This window comes from Streptomyces sp. NPDC054866 (assembly GCF_053610745.1).
In genome coordinates this window covers 1,934,562-1,950,180 of sequence record NZ_JBSGZA010000001.1, presented here as the reverse complement: position 1 = coordinate 1,950,180, position 15,619 = coordinate 1,934,562, and the positions used below count along the sequence as shown (strand labels likewise).

Sequence of the window (15,619 nt, the reverse complement as noted above, 5' to 3'; positions counted from 1 at the left end):
TCTCCCGCCGCTTTCCCCCCCGCCGGTCCCCCCGGCGGGGGCGGCCCTTGCGGGGGGGGGGGGGGGGGGGGGGGGCGCCCCCCCCCCCCGACGCCCTCTCGTCGTGCCGTGCCTCAGGCCGCGTCGCTGCGATGCTCGGCGGCGGACGCTCGATGACGTCCCGCGTGCCCTCCGCCGTGGACGAGGCGAAGGTGGCGTACGCGCCGATCGGTTCTCGGCCGCGCTTCCCCGTTCATCCGGTCCTCTATGCGGTCCATGGCGATGATCAGGAGTCCCATGGCCGGCAGGAGTAAAAGAGCGACAACTAGCATCGGCAGCGTCCTCCTCGCGGCTTCTCTCCTCGCCTGCCCGTGACCGTCCTGCTCACGGCCCCGAACTTATGGAGAGACTGCAACGCTCTCTTCACATCCACCGAGCGGGATGACCTTGGTCCCGTGGTTGATGACCAAGGTCCCGTGTGCGGGGTCCGCGGGCGGACAGGGGTCCCAGTGCCCGGCGGCAGATCACACGCCGGCACGCGCACAAGGGAAGGGAACACACTCGTGGGCATCATCGCCTGGATCCTGATCGGTCTCATCGCGGGAGCCATCGCCAAGGCCCTCACTCCCGGCAAGGACCCCGGAGGCTGCCTGGTGACGATGCTGATCGGCATCGTGGGCGGGCTGCTCGGCGGCTGGCTGGGCAAGGTGGTCCTGGGCGTCCACTCGATCAACGGGTTCTTCCATCTGTCGACCTGGATCGCCGCCGTCGTCGGTTCCGTGATCGTCCTGATCCTCTATCGCTTGATCACGGGAGAGCGGACCCGCTAGACCCGGTGGCCTCGCGCCAGACCCGGCGGCCTCGCGGCGACACGCAGCCACCGTCATTCGGATTAGCTCGCATGTTCGAATCATTCGGTACACTGGCCGCATGGCAACGCACCAGCTCCAGGGCTCGCTCTTCGATCAGAGCGATGACGTGCGCCTGCGCCCTCTGGACGGAATCCGCAGGACGGTCCTCGGTGACGGTGCGTGGATCGACCTCCTGCCGGGCTGGCTCAGTGGCGCCGACGTCCTGTTCGAGCGGCTCGCCACGGACGTCCCATGGAAGGCCGAGCGCCGCCAGATGTACGAACGGCTCGTGGACGTCCCACGCCTGCTCGCCTTCTACCGCTCCGGCGAACCACTCCCCCACGCCGTGCTCGACGAGGCCCGCGAAGCCCTCTCCGCGTACTACGCCTCCGAGCTCGGCGAACCCTTCACGACGGCGGGCCTGTGCCACTACCGCGACGGGCGCGACAGCGTGGCCTGGCACGGCGACCGCATCGGCCGGGGCGCCCGCGAGGACACGATGGTCGCCATCCTCTCCGTGGGAGCACCCCGTGACCTGCTGCTGCGCCCGCGCCACGGCGGCGAGGTCGTCCGACGCCCGCTCGGGCACGGCGATCTGATCGTGATGGGCGGCTCCTGCCAGCGCACCTGGGAACACGCCATCCCCAAGTCGACCCGGGCCGCCGGTGGACGCATCAGCATCCAGTTCCGGCCGCACGGAGTGCAGTGACCGACCGCCCGCAGACGTACGGGAGCGGGGTGCGGCCAACCCGCCCCATGCGCTACAGTTGATCTTGCGCCTGCGGCCAGGAACTCCCGGCAGCGGGCCCGGCGTTGGTCGTCCAAGGAAAGACGCCCCGCTTCCTGCGGGGAAATGCAGGTGCAAGGCCTGCCCAGCGCTCGCGACAAGCCCCGGTCCCTCTCGCGAGGGACCGGGGCTTTTTTCTGCCCCTCAGGACTGAGTCCGCGCCAAGTGGGAGGCGGCTGACTCCGCCAGTGTGCGGACCGCCGGGTTCCAGGGGCGGGCGTGCGGCCCTGTCAGTACGAGGCGGCGGGACATCTCGGGCTTCAGCGGCAGCAGGACCAGGTCGGACGGGAGCAGGGAGCGGGAGACCTCGGACAGGACGGTCACGCCGATGCCCGCCTGCACCATGCTGATCAGCGTCGTCAGATCGCGCACTCGGTGGGCGGGGTCGAAGGGCAGCCCGGCCCGCGTGTGGATCGTACGGATGCGGTCCTCACAGTTGTCGGGCGAGATCAGGAACCGATCGTCCGCCAAGTCCCCGATGTCCACGCGCGGTTCGTCCGCCAGGGGGTGGTCCCGGGGCAGCACGGCGCGGTAGTGGTCATCGGCCAGGTGGATGCCGGGCCCGGGCGGCGGATCGATCACGATGGCCGCGTCGGCCACGCCGTCCGCCAGCCAGGCGGACACTTCTGTGCTGTCGCCCTCGAAGGCCCGTACTGTCACCCGCGGTTGCTCATCGGCCCAGTGCCGCAGCAGGCCCGGGATCAACCCCTGGCAGACCGTCGGCGTGCAGGCCAGCCGCACGGTGCCGGTCATCGTCTCCGCGGCTTCGGCCGCTATCTGCTCCACTGACCGGGCCGCCGCCAGGGCGGTACGGGCATGCGGCAGGATCCGCTCCCCCAGCGCCGTGGGTCGTACCGGCGTGGCGCGGACCAGCAGCGGAGCCGTCAGTTCACGTTCGAGGGAGGCGACGGCGTGCGACACCGCGGACTGGCTCATGCCCAGCTCGTCGGCTGCCGCGCTGAAGCCGCCCGCTTCGACTACGGCGAGGAAGGCCCTCAGCTGGGGAAGGTTCACGGTCATGCGGCGGCCTCATAGAGCTATGACTTCGGTGCGTTGGATCCATCGTCGCAGGTCGGCGAGGCTTGCTCCGTGCCGCCGGCTCCGGCCGGCACCCGCCGCCGAGCTCGTACTCGCGTACCGAGGAGAATCATGCCGTTCATCCGCGTCACCGTCACCGACGCCGCCCTTCCCATCACCACGCAGCGCACCCTGGCCGAGGGTCTCACCGGCCTCGCGGTCTCGGCCCTTGGCAAGTCCCGCGCCCGGACGATCGTCCACATCGACGTGGTTCCGGCCGACCGGTACTTCGTCGACGGCAAGCCACTGACCGGCGCGCTCGACGCGCACGTGGAGGTCAGCATCACCCTGGGCACCAACAGCGCGGCGGAGAAGGCGGCCTTCATCGCCGAGGCCGGTCAACTCCTGACGGACGTCCTCGGACCGCTCGCCCGGTCCGGAGTCGCGCTGCACGAACTGCATCCCGAGAGCTACGGCTACCACGGGGTGACCCAGTTCGACTACTACCGGCGGGCCGCGACGGCCACCTAACCGGCCAGCACCGCGGGTGTCGGGCCGTCGGGGCGGACCGTGATGCTGTAGACGGCCCCTTCCGGGGTGGAGCGGAAGCTCGGGGTGTGGGTGGGCAGCAGGTGTTCCAGGAGGACTGTCGACTCCCGCAGGGCGAACTGCAGGCCCAGGCAGGCCCGGGGGCCGATGCCGAACGGGAAGTAGCTTCCCGGGTGGGTGGGGCGTCGGCCGGGGGCCGTGAAGCGTGCCGGGTCGAATCGGGCCGGGGCGTGCCAGAGTTCGGGATCCCGGTGGGTGAGGTAGGGACAGACCAGTACGTCGGTGCCCTCTTCGACCTCGTACCCGGCGAGGATGTCGTCCTGTGCCGCGCTGCGCGGCAGTATCCAGGCGGACGGGTAGAACCGCAGCGCTTCGTGGACGAGCGCCTGGACGGCCTGCCGCCGCTCGGGCGAGCCTTCGGCACCCGCGGCGAGTGCCTGTTCACGCGCCTGAGGGTTGCGGTCCAGCAGGAGGTAGAGCCAGGTCAGGGTGGTGGCGGTGGTCTCGTGCCCGGCGACAAGCAGGGTGACGAGCTCGTCGCGGATCAGCCCGTCGGTGTACTCGGGGCGCGTTTCGGCCGCTTCGAGCAGGACGTGCAGCAGGCCAGGACCGTCGGGTCCGGCCGCCTTGTCGCGCGCCGCGGCGATGGCGTGGCTCGCCACGGCGTCGATGCGGGCCAGCTCGGCGGCGACCGCCCCTTGGGCCGCCGCGCTGTCGGCGGGCAGGCTTGGCAGGGCGGCCACCACGGCGGGCACGGCGGCCAGTTCACGCTCCGTCGCCGGGTCGAGGGGACGTCCGGTCAGGGAGCGCCAGATGGTGTCCAGGGCGAAGCGGCGCATCTCGTCGCCGACGTCGAAGACCTGCCCGGTGCGTGCGTACGCGGCCCAGCGCGCCGCCGAGGTCCGGGCGGCTTCGGCGATCCGCTGCTCGTAGCGGCGCATGCCCCGGCCGGTGAACTGGGACTGCAGCAGCCGCCGTTGACGCTGCCATGCCTCGCCCGTGGCGGCCAGGACTCCGTCACCGATCAGCAGCCGGGCGCGGTGCGAACGCTTCACGTACCTGCCGGGATGGAGCGCGAGCACATGCTGCACGGCGTCGGGGTCGGTGATCAGCACGGTCGGGCGCGGGCCGAGCCGGAAGCCGGCGACACCGCCGAGCTGTTCGCGCGCCTGGGTGAGGAGATCGATGAGCTGCCCTCCCCCGGCCTGCCACTGTTCGACGACGGCGGGATCGAGCTCGGGGACGCGGCGGGTGGCCAAGGGGCTGCTCCTGGTCGGCGGCTGTACGTCGTCACGGGCGAGGGCGGGCCTCACGCACTGTAGGTGAGCCGGATCGGCACGCAACAGGGCGCCCTGCCACCGCACTTGGAGCACCGAAAGGGCCGGGCCGCCGTCGTGTGGCGGCCCGGCACCTCGCGTCGCCGTACGGTCAGACGCGGTCGGCAGCGATCAGGACGTATTGGAAGGAGCCGTCCTTGTACGAGTTGATGAACGCCTCCTCGATGCCGGTGACGAGCGAGGACGTGGCCCGCAACTCCCAGTAGGGCAAGGTCTCGGGCGTCAGGTCGATGACGGCCTGCGGTACGAGACGGTTGTCGGCCATGGCCCGCAGGTACTCCCGGCGGGAGTGGATGTTGCACTCGAAGTGCGCGTTGATCTGGGAGACCCACTTCGAGGGCTGGCCGTACCGCGGGTTCCAGCAGCCGGTGATGGTCACATAGCGGCCGCCGACCTGGAGGATCCGCGAGTGCTCGGCGAAGAGGTCGTGCAGGTCGACGTACATGCTCGACTCGTTGTTCCACGAGCCCGCGGCCTGCCCGGTCTCGAAGGGCATGTCGAGCATGTTGCACACGCGGGCGCCCACGTGGTCCTGGATGCGGAGTTCCTGGGCGCGCTGGTTGGCGAAGTCGGCCTGCTTGGCAGACAGCGTGACGCCCTCGACCTTGCATCCGAAGCGCTGGTGGGCCATCACCATCGAACCGCCCCGGCCGCACCCCGCGTCCACGAGCGTGTCGTCACGCCCGGGAGAGCCGAGGTTGTCCAGGAGGACTTCGGCCTGCGCGGACTCCAGGCGGTGGAGCTCGGTGATCAGCTTCTTCTCGTGCTCGCTGTCGTCGGGGTCCCCCAGGGCGGCGTGGTCGACGTCGCCGATGCCGTAGTGGTGGTGGTAGAGCCCGTCGACATCGCCGAGGCGCAGATTCACGGGCCGCGCCTCGTTGTTCCAGTAGCGCGCGATGTCGCCTTGGTAGGGCGTCGCCGGGGCGGGGACGAACGCGGAGGCACCGCTGACGGTGGTGATTTCAGTGCTGGTCACAGATGATTCCGTCCTTACCAGAAATCGGGCAGGCTGTAGCGGTAGGTGTTGGTCTGGTGCCAGTAGTGGTTGCCGTCGACCCACACGGCCACGCCCCGCAGGAAGCGCAGCACGTTCGGGTGGGGGCACGTGGCGGCCAGGGCGGCGGATTCGGCCTCGAAGTCGTGCATGAGGTCGTTGTGGACCTCGACCGCCTTGAGATAGCCCTCCCGGTCGGAGACGCTCTCTCGGTCGGCGATCACCACGGGCAGGTTCAAGTGCCTTCCCGGGCTTGCGAGTTCCTTGGTGTACGAGTACAGGTCGTTGACGATGGTGCTGGCGTTCCCGGCGAGCGCGAGGACCCGCTGCATGTCGGGGCGGGCGTGCAGGTCCGCGGGCAGTTCGTAGCCGCCGACGCTGTCGGTGATGGCGGGGCACGGGCGGAAGTTGTTGAACTGCCGCATCGCCAGGTACTCCCACACCTCGGGGGTGTGGTCCGTCTGCGCCCAGGCGCCCTCCGCGAGATACCCCAGGTGCAGTCGCGCCATGTCGTGCCGGAAGCGGTCGGCCTGGGAGGGGGTGGCTTGTTGGACGAAGTACTCCATCGCGGAGCGGTAGGCGCGCCGCGGGGCGTCCGCGTGGAGCGACTGGGCCCACTGCGGCTGGTACTCCTTCGTGGCGTGCAGGGGGTCGAGTGCGGTGTGTGCCAGGAGAAGGCGCCCGCCGAGGCCGACGGGCGAGCCGCCGTGGTCCTCGCAGTAGCAGTCGTCGACCGCGTTCTCGGCGACCATGAGCCGGGTGGCGACCATCAGGTGGTCGATGCTGGGGGCGTCGGGATGGCAGGCGACCATGTAGCGGCCGACGGAGAAGCCGTCGAACTGTCCCTCCCACTCCTCGGGGTACAGCTCGACCTCGTCCACCGCCCAGGCCTTGATCCTGCGGCTGACCTCCTCCACCCGCGCGGGGTCGGGGTCCGGTACGGGGTGGTAGTAGAGGCCCGGGATGTGAAGGGCCTCCGCCGGCGCCTCGGCCTCCGGGCGCTCTGGGGCCTCCGGGCGCTTTGGGGGCTCCGGAGGCTCCGGCGGTTCCACGCGTCGGCCCAGGTGCAGGGCCGCCGTGCCCAGACCGCTCGGGCCTCGCAGGATGCGTTCCAGGGCCGGGCTCGACGGCAGAGGGCAAGACCCGGGTTCGGGCATCCGTGGCTCCTTGGTGAGATGGGTGGGCTCTCCCGGATCGGGGCATGGGCGCCCGGCCCGGGGAGTTTCCGGGCTGTCGCGGCCGTCCGCCGGATCTCTGGGCAGGCCTGCGAGCGATCAGGCGGGCCTGGAGGCGGTCAGGCGGGCCTGCGGGCGATCTGCACGTTCTCCAGCACACCGAGGGCGTTGGGCACCAGGATGGCGGCGGAGTAGTACGTGCTGACCAGGTACGAGGTGATCGCCTGCTCGCTGATGCCCATGAAACGCACCGACAGGCCCGGCTCGTACTCGTCCGGCAGTCCTGTCTGATGCAGACCGACGACGCCTTGGTTGTCCTCGCCGATACGCATCGCGAGGATCGAGCTGGTCTGTTCCGGGGTGATGGGGATTTTGTTGCAGGGCAGGATCGGGACTCCGCGCCAGGCCGGTGCCTGCTGCCCGCCGAGGTCGACGTGATCGGGGTAGATCCCGCGGGAGTTGAGCTCGCGCCCGATCGCCGCGATCGTCCTCGGGTGGGCGAGGAAGAGCTTGGTGCCACGGCGGCGGCAGAGCAGCTCGTCGAGGTCGTCCGGGGTCGGTGGTCCCGAGTGGGGCTGGATCCGCTGCTTGAAGTCGGCGTTGTGGAGCAGGCCGAACTCGCGGTTGTTGATCATCTCGTGTTCCTGGCGCTCGCGCAGCGCCTCGATGGTGAGCCTGAGTTGCTCCTCCATCTGATTCATCGGCCCGTTGTAGAGGTCGGTGACCCTTGTGTGGATCCGCAGAATGGTCTGGGCGACGGAGAGTTCGTACTGGCGGGGCTTGAGTTCGTAGTCGACGAAGGCGCCGGGCAGCGCGACCTCGCCGGCATGACCGGCCGACATCGCGATCTCGGCCTCGCCGTACTTGTTCTGGCGCTGGCGAGGGATCCTGCTGAACTCGTCGATGTGGGCCCGTAGGCCGGGCGCCGATGAGAGCACGGACGTGAAGTCGGCGCGGGACAGGGTGAGCAAGGTGCCTGCGGTCTCGGCGGTGGCGGTGCTTTCCCATCGGGCGTCGGCGTCGAGAAGGGCGCTCTCCCCGAACTGGTCACCGTCGGCCAGCACACCGACGCCGACCTCGTCCCCGTACTTGCCGACCGACTTCCGGTTGATCCTGCCGTGGGCGATCAAGTGGAGCTCCCCGGCGGGGGCTCCGCGCTCGACCAGCACCTCTCCGGCGCGGAAGTCACGCTGGACACATCGGCCGGCGATCTCGGTCAGCACCTCCACGTCGTCGAAGCCGCGCAGCAGGGCCAGTTCGCCCAGTTCCCGGGGGATCACCCGGACGTCGGAGCCGTCCTGGACGAACTCGATGCGCCCGTCTCCGACGGTGTAGCTCAGGCGGCGGTTCACGCGATAGGTGCCGCCCTTGGTCTCCACCCAGGGGAGCATCCGCAGCAGCCAGCGAGAGGTGATCTCCTGCATCTGCGGGGCGGACTTGGTCGTGGTGGCGAGGTTGCGGGCAGCCGCCGTGCCCAGGCTGGACTGCCGGGGTGGCTCCAGCTGCGCTTCCGGGCTGGTCTCAACGGTCATCGGGCGGGCTCTCCTTCGCGGGGGTGGTAACCGGCATAGGCGTGCCAACCGGTGAAAGTGGAAGTAGAGGGGTGATCTCGGGGATTTCGTCCGGATCCAGAGACCATTTAACGGCTGTTGCGCCCGCCTCGCCCGATAAGGCCGACGGCAGCACTCGATGCAGTGATCTTGCTCAATACGGGGTTTATCTGAACAACCCACTGGGTTCTGGCCACTTGGCCGAGAGGGCGGCGCTCGCCTCACACATCCGACGTCACTCCAGCGTCGTTTGATGAGCCGTCAGGCCGCCGTGCCGGGGATTCGGCGACGAATGTCCTCCAGCAGGTTCCGCATCGCCATGCGGAAGATCTCGGCCCGGTGTTCGCCGAGGAAGGAGGTGTGCCCGAACACCTCCAGAACCACGAGCCCATGCAGGTGCCCCCACGCGCTCAGGAAGAGGGCGGTGGCGGCGGGCGGCAGGTGCCCCCCGCCGAAGTGCGGAAGCTGTTCCAGGTGCCCCCTCAGCTCGGGCGAGAGCGCGGGGGCATCAGTCGCGGCAAGCTGCTCAGCGCTGTACCCGGCGAACAGCTCGCGCTCGAAGATGGCGCTCATCCTGCGCGTCGCATGGGTGGTCGGTCCCTCGACGGGCGCCGCGTAGTCCCGCAGTGGCGTTCCGTAGAGGAGCTGGAAGTGCTCGGGATGGGCTATGGCCCAGCGACGGTAGCCCTCGGCCGCGATCACCAAGCCCGGCAGGGACTCATCCTCGGCATCGTCGGCCCCGGTGTCGATGGCGGCCTGGACGGCGTCGGCCAGGGCGTCGTACGCCTTGGTGACGAGCGCGGTGACGAGCGCGTCCCGGCTCGGAAAGTAGTGGTAGAGCGCCTGCACGGTCATCCCTAGGCTTCGGGCGACCGCCCGCAGGGACAGGGCCGCCGGCCCGTGTTCGGTGATGTGGAGCTCGGCGGCGTCCAGGATCTCCTGCGTGGCGGCGGCACGGCGCCGTTCGCGCAGGGAGGGCGTGGCCATGGCGTGTTCCTCTCTGCGGGTGTGCGGTGACCGGACGACGAACACCCTTGTGGGCACCCGGAGTTGCGTGGTGTGAAGAAAATCTAACACTGCCAAATTTCTTGCCGTCTCACTAACGTCGATCGCGGCGACGAAGAGTGCGAAACCGCACGCGTTCCGAGCCGGCCCCGTATGGACACCAAAGGAGACAGCGCGTGTTTGAACGCATAGCCGAACTGGCGATACGTCGGTCCCGGCTGATACTCATCGTCGCCGCCCTCGCTGTGGCCCTCATGGGTGTCCTGGGCGTCGGCGCCTTCGGCAAGTTGCAGGACGGCGGTTTCAACGACCCGGCCTCCGAGTCCTCCCGGGCCAGGGAGGTCATCGACGAGAAACTCGGCGGAGAGACGAACCTGGTGCTCCTCGTCCGTGCCCCCGAGGGCCGCGTCGACGCCCCGGCCGCCAAGAAGACCGGCCAGGCCCTGGTGTCCGACCTCAAGGACGAGCCGGACCTGGAGAACGTGGTCTCGTACTGGGACACGAACAGCCCCGACCTCCGCTCCAAGGACGGCCGCGAGGCCATCGTGCTCGCCCGTGTGAAGGGTGCCGAGACGGAGCGGCAGGACAACGCCAACGGCGTCATCGACGAGTACGCCGGAACCTACAGGGACGCGCTCACGGTCAAGGCCGGAGGCACCACCGGCGTGAGCCATGACATGGGGCCACAGATCGGCAAGGACCTCGTCCTGGCCGAGTCCATCGCCGTGCCGCTGATCCTCCTGCTGCTCCTGGTGGTCTTCGGCACCGTGGTCTCCGCGCTCCTTCCGCTGGCCATCGCGCTCATCGCCATCGTGGGCGTGTTCGCACAGCTCTTCCTGCTCGGCGGTGTCACCGACGTCTCCATCTTCGCGATCAACCTCACCACGGCTCTCGGGCTCGGACTCGGCGTCGACTACGGCCTGTTGATGATCAGCCGGTTCCGGGAGCAGCTCGCGTCGGGGGCGAGCGTGGAGGACGCCGTCCGGACGACGATGAGCACCGCGGGCCGCACGGTCGCGTTCTCCGCGGCGACCGTGGCGGCGGCGCTCGCGGCGCTCATGGTGTTCCCGCAGTACTTCCTGCGCTCGTTCGGGTACTCGGGAGTCGGTGTCGTCGTCATCGCGGCCCTCGCCACCCTGTTCGTGATGCCCGCCCTGCTGACCGTCCTCGGACACCGGGTCAACAGCGGGCGGATGCCGTGGGCGAAGCCCGGACGCCCCCGAACAGGGGCACCCGCGTGGGGCCGCCTCGCCCGCACCGTCATGCGGCGGCCCGCCCTCACCGCGCTGCCCGTGCTCGCGATCCTGCTCCTCGCGGCCAGCCCGCTGCTCGGCATCACCTTCGGCACACCCGACGAGCGCGTACTGCCCGAGGGCGCCGAGAGCCGCCAGGTCTCCACCGCACTGCGGGAGAACTTCAACGGCAACGACGACGCGGCCCTGCACGTGGTCATCGAAAAGGCCGTGGAGAAGGGCCCGTTGGCGACGTACGCGGCCGAGCTGTCCAAGCTCGAAGGTGTTGCCCGCGTCGAGGCAAGCACGGGGGTCTACGCCGACGGGCGGTCCAAGGCGACCAGCCCCGGCAACGCGGCGCTCGGCCGCCCCGCCGCGCAGCAGCTCAACGTGGTGAGCACCCTGACACCGAAGTCGGACGAGGCCCAGAGCCTGGTCGAGGAGGTCAGGACGGCCGCACCGCCCTCCGGGACACAACCGCTGGTGGGTGGCGCCGACGCCGAGATGCTCGACTCGAACGACTCCATCGGCAGCAAACTCCCGCTCGCCATAGGTCTGATCGCCGTCACGACCTTCCTGCTGCTCTTCCTGTTCACCGGCAGCATCGTGCATCCGCTGCGTGCGCTGGTCCTCAACATGATCAGCCTGGGCGCGACCCTCGGGGTCATGACCTGGATCTTCCAGGACGGCCATCTCTCCTCGCTGCTCGGCTTCACCGCGCAGCCGATGGAGACGTCAATGACCGTGCTGATGTTCTGCGTCGCCTTCGGCCTCTCCATGGACTACGAGGTGTTCGTCACCAGCAGGATCAAGGAACTCCACGAGCTGGGCGAGGACAACGAATCAGCCGTGGCCAACGGCCTCGGGCACACCGGACGCATCGTCAGCGCGGCGGCCTTCCTGCTCGCGGTGAGCTTCTTCGCGTTCGGCGTCGCCAAGATCAGCTTCCTGCAGCTGTTCGGCCTGGGCAGCGGCCTCGCCATCCTCATCGACGCCCTCGCCGTACGCGGCGTACTCCTGCCGGCGGCGATGCGTCTGCTCGGCCGCTCGGCCTGGTACGCGCCCGGCTTCCTGCGCAGGTTCCACGCACGGTTCGGCCTCAGCGAAGGGGGACCCGCGCCCACACCCGCCGCCGCGACGGAGCCCGCGGCCGAGTCGCCGTATGTGAAGAACTAGACGCGAGCCCCGCCACAGGTACCGCCCCGCTCGCCCCGGCCACGGCCAGGAGCGAGCGGGGCGAACGCGTTTCAGGACAGGTACGCCTCCACCTCGCTGAACTGGGCTGCGGGCCAGCCCGTGTTGGCGGTGACGCGCAGCCGCAGGTGGCGGACGTCGGGAGCGGAGGCGGGCAGCGTGAGGGTCGCCTTGTTGCCGCTCGCCGGGTCGAAGCGGTAGTCCTTCGACTCGGCCAGCGTGCTGAAGGCGGTGCCGTCGGTGCTGCCCTGGACGGACAGGGTCTGGGTCCTGGCCGCCCAGACGGCGGGCGGCGGCAGCTTCAGGACGAGCCTGCGCACCGCTTCGGACTTGCCGAGGTCGACGGTGATCGACTGGGGGAAGGCGTGGTTGGTGGACTCCCAGTACGTCGCCGCGTCGCCATCGACGGCCTTGGCGGGCGCGTAGACGTCGGCGGAACCGGTCGCGGTGGCCGGACGGCCCTTGGCGAGGTTACGGTCCGGGTCGGGGTCGGGGTTGCCGCCGCCGGGCTTCGGCCAGGTCGAGCAGTCGTCCCAGGTGCTGTCCCAGCCGGAGTTGCCGCCGCCGTCGGTGAGCGTGAAGGTGCCGGACCCCGCCGGGTAGGGGCAGTTGTAGATACCGGCCGCGCCCACCCCGGTGGCCTTGACGTTCGACATCTTCACCGCGCCTGGCGTCTCGGCCTGGACGACGACCGTGCCCACCTTGTCGATGGTCGTACGGTCGATGCTGACGTTCTTCACGGCCTTGCCGGTGCCGCCGCCCGACACGAACTCGTACGCGCTCCAGGGACTGTCGGTGATCGTCGTGTCGGTGATGTTCACCGTGGCCTCGATGGCGCTGTCGTACGCGTCCACGCGCAACGCACCCATCGGATGCTGCCAGTTGGGGTTCATGGCCCCGGTGCGGACGAGGGCGTTGCCGGAGACGGTGATGGTGCCGGCCAGCGGGAAGAACGGGTCCATGAACTTCTGGTTGGAGATGGCGATGCCGCTGCCCAGGGCGTTGGTGTCGAGGATCAGGTTGTCCTTGACAGTGATGTCACGGCCGCCGTAGATGGCGATGCCGTTGGCGAGGTTGGGCTGCGAGATGGTGTTGCCCGCGAAGGTCGAGTCGCTGTTGGTGGTGTTGAGGGACCACATGGCCAGGGCGTCGTCGCCGGTGTTGCGCAGGAAGTTGTCGCGTACGTTCACGCCCCTGGCCGTGCCGTTGAGGTTGAGGCCGTCGGCGGTCATGTCGAGGAAGCGGTTCTTCTCCACGACCAGGTTGTCGTTGTTGCCCATCAGCCAGAGGCCGACCTTGAGGTGCTGAAGCCACATGCCGGAGACCGTGGAGTTCGGGCCGAGTGATCCGTTGACGAAGTTGTCCGGGCTGCTGTCGACCCGCTCGGTGACCTCGCCGATCACCGCGAAGTCGTGCAGACCCACCTTGCCGGTGGGTGCGCTCGACTGGTCGATGAAGCGTGAACTGCGCACGATCGAGTGCCAGTTGCCCGCGCCGCGGATGGTGACGTTGTCGACGTTGTTGAGCGACTGGGTGAGCTTGTACTCGCCCGGCGGGATCCAGACCGTGCTGCCCTTGGCCGACGCGATGGTCTCGCGGAAGGCCTGGGTGGAGTCGCCCTGACCGGTGGGGTCGGCGCCCTTGTCGGTGACCGAGAGCGCGCCGGATGGCTTCGTGGCAGCCGCCGCGACCTGCTCGAAGTCGGCGACGTCGACGGTGACTTGGGTGGAGGTGGCCTCCAGTTTCACCTTGTCGCCGGACTGCAGGTTCTGGCCGAGTTGCAGCCGTGCGTTGTCGAAGAGGTGGTGGGTCTTGGAGCCCGCGATCCAGGAGGTGTCGACGTAGCTGTACTTCGACGTGACGGCCAGCGTCTTGGAGATCTTCTGCCCGTTGACGTACACGGCCATGGAGCCCGACTGGCCGTCGGGGACGTTGTAGGCGACGTTGAGTGCGTTCGCCGCCTTGGTGAGCGTGAACTCCACGCTCTGGCCGGCCGCGAGCCGCACCGCCTGCCGGCCCGACGCCTCGGAGGCGACCGTGCCCTGGGTGTAGTCGGGGCCGATCTTGGTGCCGTTCGTGGTCGCGCTCTCCGCCTCGATGGAGGTGAAGGGCAGGGTGGCGCCCGCGACCGCCTCGGCCGCCTGCGCGTTGGTGGCCGTGAGGCCGGTGACGAGGGTGCCGACGAGGCCTGCGGTGGCCACGACGGCGTACCACTTGCGGATGGTTCTTGTAGTGCTCCTGTCATGTCTGCTCATGGAGTGGTGCACCTTCCTTGTGAGTGGGGAGGTCAGTGCTCGGTCTCGGGCGGGGGCCCGCTGTCAGATGCGGAGCCAGACCGCTGTGTCCTGCGGCAGGCGGCCCGCATCGTCCAGGGGGCCGCTGGCCAGCAGGAGGCGTGTGTGGGCGGGGAGTTCGCAGGGCGCTGTGGCGAGGTTGACGACGCAGGCCAGGCCCGGCTCTCGTACGAAGGCCAGCACGCCGTCGGCGGTCGGCAGCCAGGTCAACGGGCCGTCGCCGAAGCCGGGTTCGATGCGGCGCAGGCGCAGGGCGGCGCGGTAGAGCGTGAGCATGGAGCGGGGGTCCGTCACCTGGAGGTCGGCGGCGTACGAGGGCCAGCCTTCGGGCTGGGGAAGCCAGGGTCCCGTCATCGACCCGAAGCCCGCGTGCGGTTCGTCGGCCGTCCAGGGCAGGGGCACCCGGCAGCCGTCGCGGCCGGGGTCGGTGCCGCCGGAGCGGAAGTGCATGGGGTCCTGGATGCGGTCGCGGGGGATGTCGGCCTCGGGCAGGCCCAGTTCGTCGCCCTGGTAGATGTAGACGGCGCCGGGCAGGGCGAAGGCGAGGAGGGCGGCGGCGCGTGCGCGGCGGGTGCCGAGTGCCAGGTCGGTGGGGGTGCCGAACACCTTGGTGGCGAAGTCGAAGCCGGTGTGGTCGCGGCCGTAGCGAGTCACGGTGCGGGTCACGTCGTGGTTGCACAGCACCCAGGTCGCGGGGGCGCCGACCGGGGCGTGTTCGGCGAGGGTCGCCTCGATGGACGTACGCAGCTTCTGAGGCTCCCAAGGGCAGGACAGGAAGGAGAAGTTGAAGGCGGTGTGCATCTCGTCGGGGCGCAGATAGCGGGCGAAGCGTTCGGCGTCGGGGAGCCAGACCTCTCCGACGAAGATGCCTTCGTACTCGTCGGCGACGGACCGCCAGGAGCGGTAGATGTCGTGCAGTTCGTCGCGGTCGATGAAGGGGTGCGGGTCGACTCCCTCGGTGAAGTCGGGCAGGGCGGGGTCCTTGGCGGGCAGGGCGGCGGAGTCGATCCGTACGCCTGCGACTCCCCTCTCGAACCAGAACCGCAGGACGTCCTCGTGCTCCTGGCGGACCGCGGGGTGGGCCCAGTTGAGGTCGGGCTGCTCGGGGGCGAAGAGGTGGAGGTACCACTCGCCGTCCTCGACGCGTGTCCAGGTCGACGCGGTCGGGGAGAACTGCGACGGCCAGTCGTTGGGCGGAAGTTCGCCGTGCGCGCCGCGGCCGGGGCGGAAGTGGAAGAGCTCGCGTTCGGGGGCGCCGGGGCCTGCGGCCAGGGCCGCCTTGAACCAGACGTGCTGGTCGGAGACGTGGTTGGGGACGATGTCAACGATGGTGCGGATGCCCAGCGCGCGGGCCTCGGCGATCAGCTTCTCGGCCTCTGCGACGGTGCCGAAGGCCGGGTCGATGACTCGGTAGTCGGCGACGTCGTAACCGCCGTCGACCATGGGCGAGAGGTACCAGGGGCTGAACCACAGGGCGTCGACGCCGAGTTCGGCGAGGTAGGGCAGCTTGGCCCGGACGCCCGCGAGGTCGCCGGTGCCGTCGCCATCACCGTCCGCGAAGCTGCGTACGTACACCTGATAGATGACGGCCGAACGCCACCAGGAGGCATCGGTCGGGGAGGTGACTGCCACGTGAGGTTCCTTTCGGGGCAGAG

The 15,619-nt window shown here is 69.6% G+C and carries 12 protein-coding genes; 4 read left to right on the top strand and 8 right to left on the bottom strand.

Annotated elements, in window-relative coordinates:
* Positions 1 to 542: 542 nt before the first annotated feature.
* On the top strand, positions 543 to 809 hold the full coding sequence (locus ACWGI2_RS08480; protein WP_453398860.1) for a GlsB/YeaQ/YmgE family stress response membrane protein: 267 nt from the start codon (positions 543 to 545) through the stop codon (positions 807 to 809).
* Between the two features lie 100 nt (positions 810 to 909).
* Positions 910 to 1,539 (top strand): alpha-ketoglutarate-dependent dioxygenase AlkB, encoded by a 630-nt coding sequence (locus ACWGI2_RS08475; RefSeq protein ID WP_453694582.1) that lies wholly within the window; start codon positions 910 to 912, stop codon positions 1,537 to 1,539.
* A gap of 222 nt (positions 1,540 to 1,761) precedes the next feature.
* Here ACWGI2_RS08475 and ACWGI2_RS08470 read toward each other — a convergent pair whose 3' ends face one another.
* Complete coding sequence (locus tag ACWGI2_RS08470; protein ID WP_453694581.1) at positions 1,762 to 2,637, bottom strand: LysR family transcriptional regulator; 876 nt, start codon at positions 2,635 to 2,637, stop codon at positions 1,762 to 1,764.
* A gap of 129 nt (positions 2,638 to 2,766) precedes the next feature.
* Between ACWGI2_RS08470 and ACWGI2_RS08465 the strand changes: the two genes are divergently transcribed.
* Positions 2,767 to 3,165 carry a tautomerase family protein gene (locus ACWGI2_RS08465; RefSeq protein WP_453694580.1) on the top strand — a complete coding sequence of 133 codons (399 nt, stop codon included), beginning with the start codon at positions 2,767 to 2,769 and terminating at the stop codon, positions 3,163 to 3,165.
* Here ACWGI2_RS08465 and ACWGI2_RS08460 read toward each other — a convergent pair.
* The 5 genes from ACWGI2_RS08460 to ACWGI2_RS08440 form a co-directional block, all read right to left on the bottom strand.
* Complete coding sequence (locus ACWGI2_RS08460) at positions 3,162 to 4,442, bottom strand: cytochrome P450 (protein WP_453694579.1); 1,281 nt, start codon at positions 4,440 to 4,442, stop codon at positions 3,162 to 3,164. The genes ACWGI2_RS08465 and ACWGI2_RS08460 overlap by 4 nt on opposite strands.
* Before the next feature lie 169 nt (positions 4,443 to 4,611).
* Positions 4,612 to 5,496 (bottom strand): geranyl diphosphate 2-C-methyltransferase, encoded by an 885-nt coding sequence (locus ACWGI2_RS08455; protein WP_453694578.1) that lies wholly within the window; start codon positions 5,494 to 5,496, stop codon positions 4,612 to 4,614.
* A 14-nt stretch (positions 5,497 to 5,510) separates the two neighbouring features.
* Positions 5,511 to 6,671 carry a family 2 encapsulin nanocompartment cargo protein terpene cyclase gene (locus ACWGI2_RS08450; RefSeq protein ID WP_453694577.1) on the bottom strand — a complete coding sequence of 387 codons (1,161 nt, stop codon included), beginning with the start codon at positions 6,669 to 6,671 and terminating at the stop codon, positions 5,511 to 5,513.
* 137 nt (positions 6,672 to 6,808) lie between these two features.
* Positions 6,809 to 8,221 carry a family 2B encapsulin nanocompartment shell protein gene (locus tag ACWGI2_RS08445; RefSeq protein ID WP_453694576.1) on the bottom strand — a complete coding sequence of 471 codons (1,413 nt, stop codon included), beginning with the start codon at positions 8,219 to 8,221 and terminating at the stop codon, positions 6,809 to 6,811.
* Between the two features lie 279 nt (positions 8,222 to 8,500).
* Complete coding sequence (locus ACWGI2_RS08440; RefSeq protein WP_453694575.1) at positions 8,501 to 9,226, bottom strand: TetR/AcrR family transcriptional regulator; 726 nt, start codon at positions 9,224 to 9,226, stop codon at positions 8,501 to 8,503.
* A gap of 194 nt (positions 9,227 to 9,420) precedes the next feature.
* On the opposite strand from ACWGI2_RS08440, the gene ACWGI2_RS08435 reads away from it, so the two are divergent.
* Positions 9,421 to 11,652 carry an MMPL family transporter gene (locus ACWGI2_RS08435; protein WP_453694574.1) on the top strand — a complete coding sequence of 744 codons (2,232 nt, stop codon included), beginning with the start codon at positions 9,421 to 9,423 and terminating at the stop codon, positions 11,650 to 11,652.
* Between the two features lie 71 nt (positions 11,653 to 11,723).
* Here ACWGI2_RS08435 and ACWGI2_RS08430 read toward each other — a convergent pair whose 3' ends face one another.
* Together ACWGI2_RS08430 and ACWGI2_RS08425 are read right to left on the bottom strand one after the other, a co-directional pair.
* Complete coding sequence (locus ACWGI2_RS08430; protein WP_453694573.1) at positions 11,724 to 13,925, bottom strand: discoidin domain-containing protein; 2,202 nt, start codon at positions 13,923 to 13,925, stop codon at positions 11,724 to 11,726.
* Between the two features lie 63 nt (positions 13,926 to 13,988).
* Entirely contained in the window at positions 13,989 to 15,596 is a 1,608-nt protein-coding gene (locus ACWGI2_RS08425; protein WP_453694572.1) for a glycoside hydrolase family 13 protein, read from the bottom strand.
* Between the last annotated feature and the right edge of the window lie 23 nt (positions 15,597 to 15,619).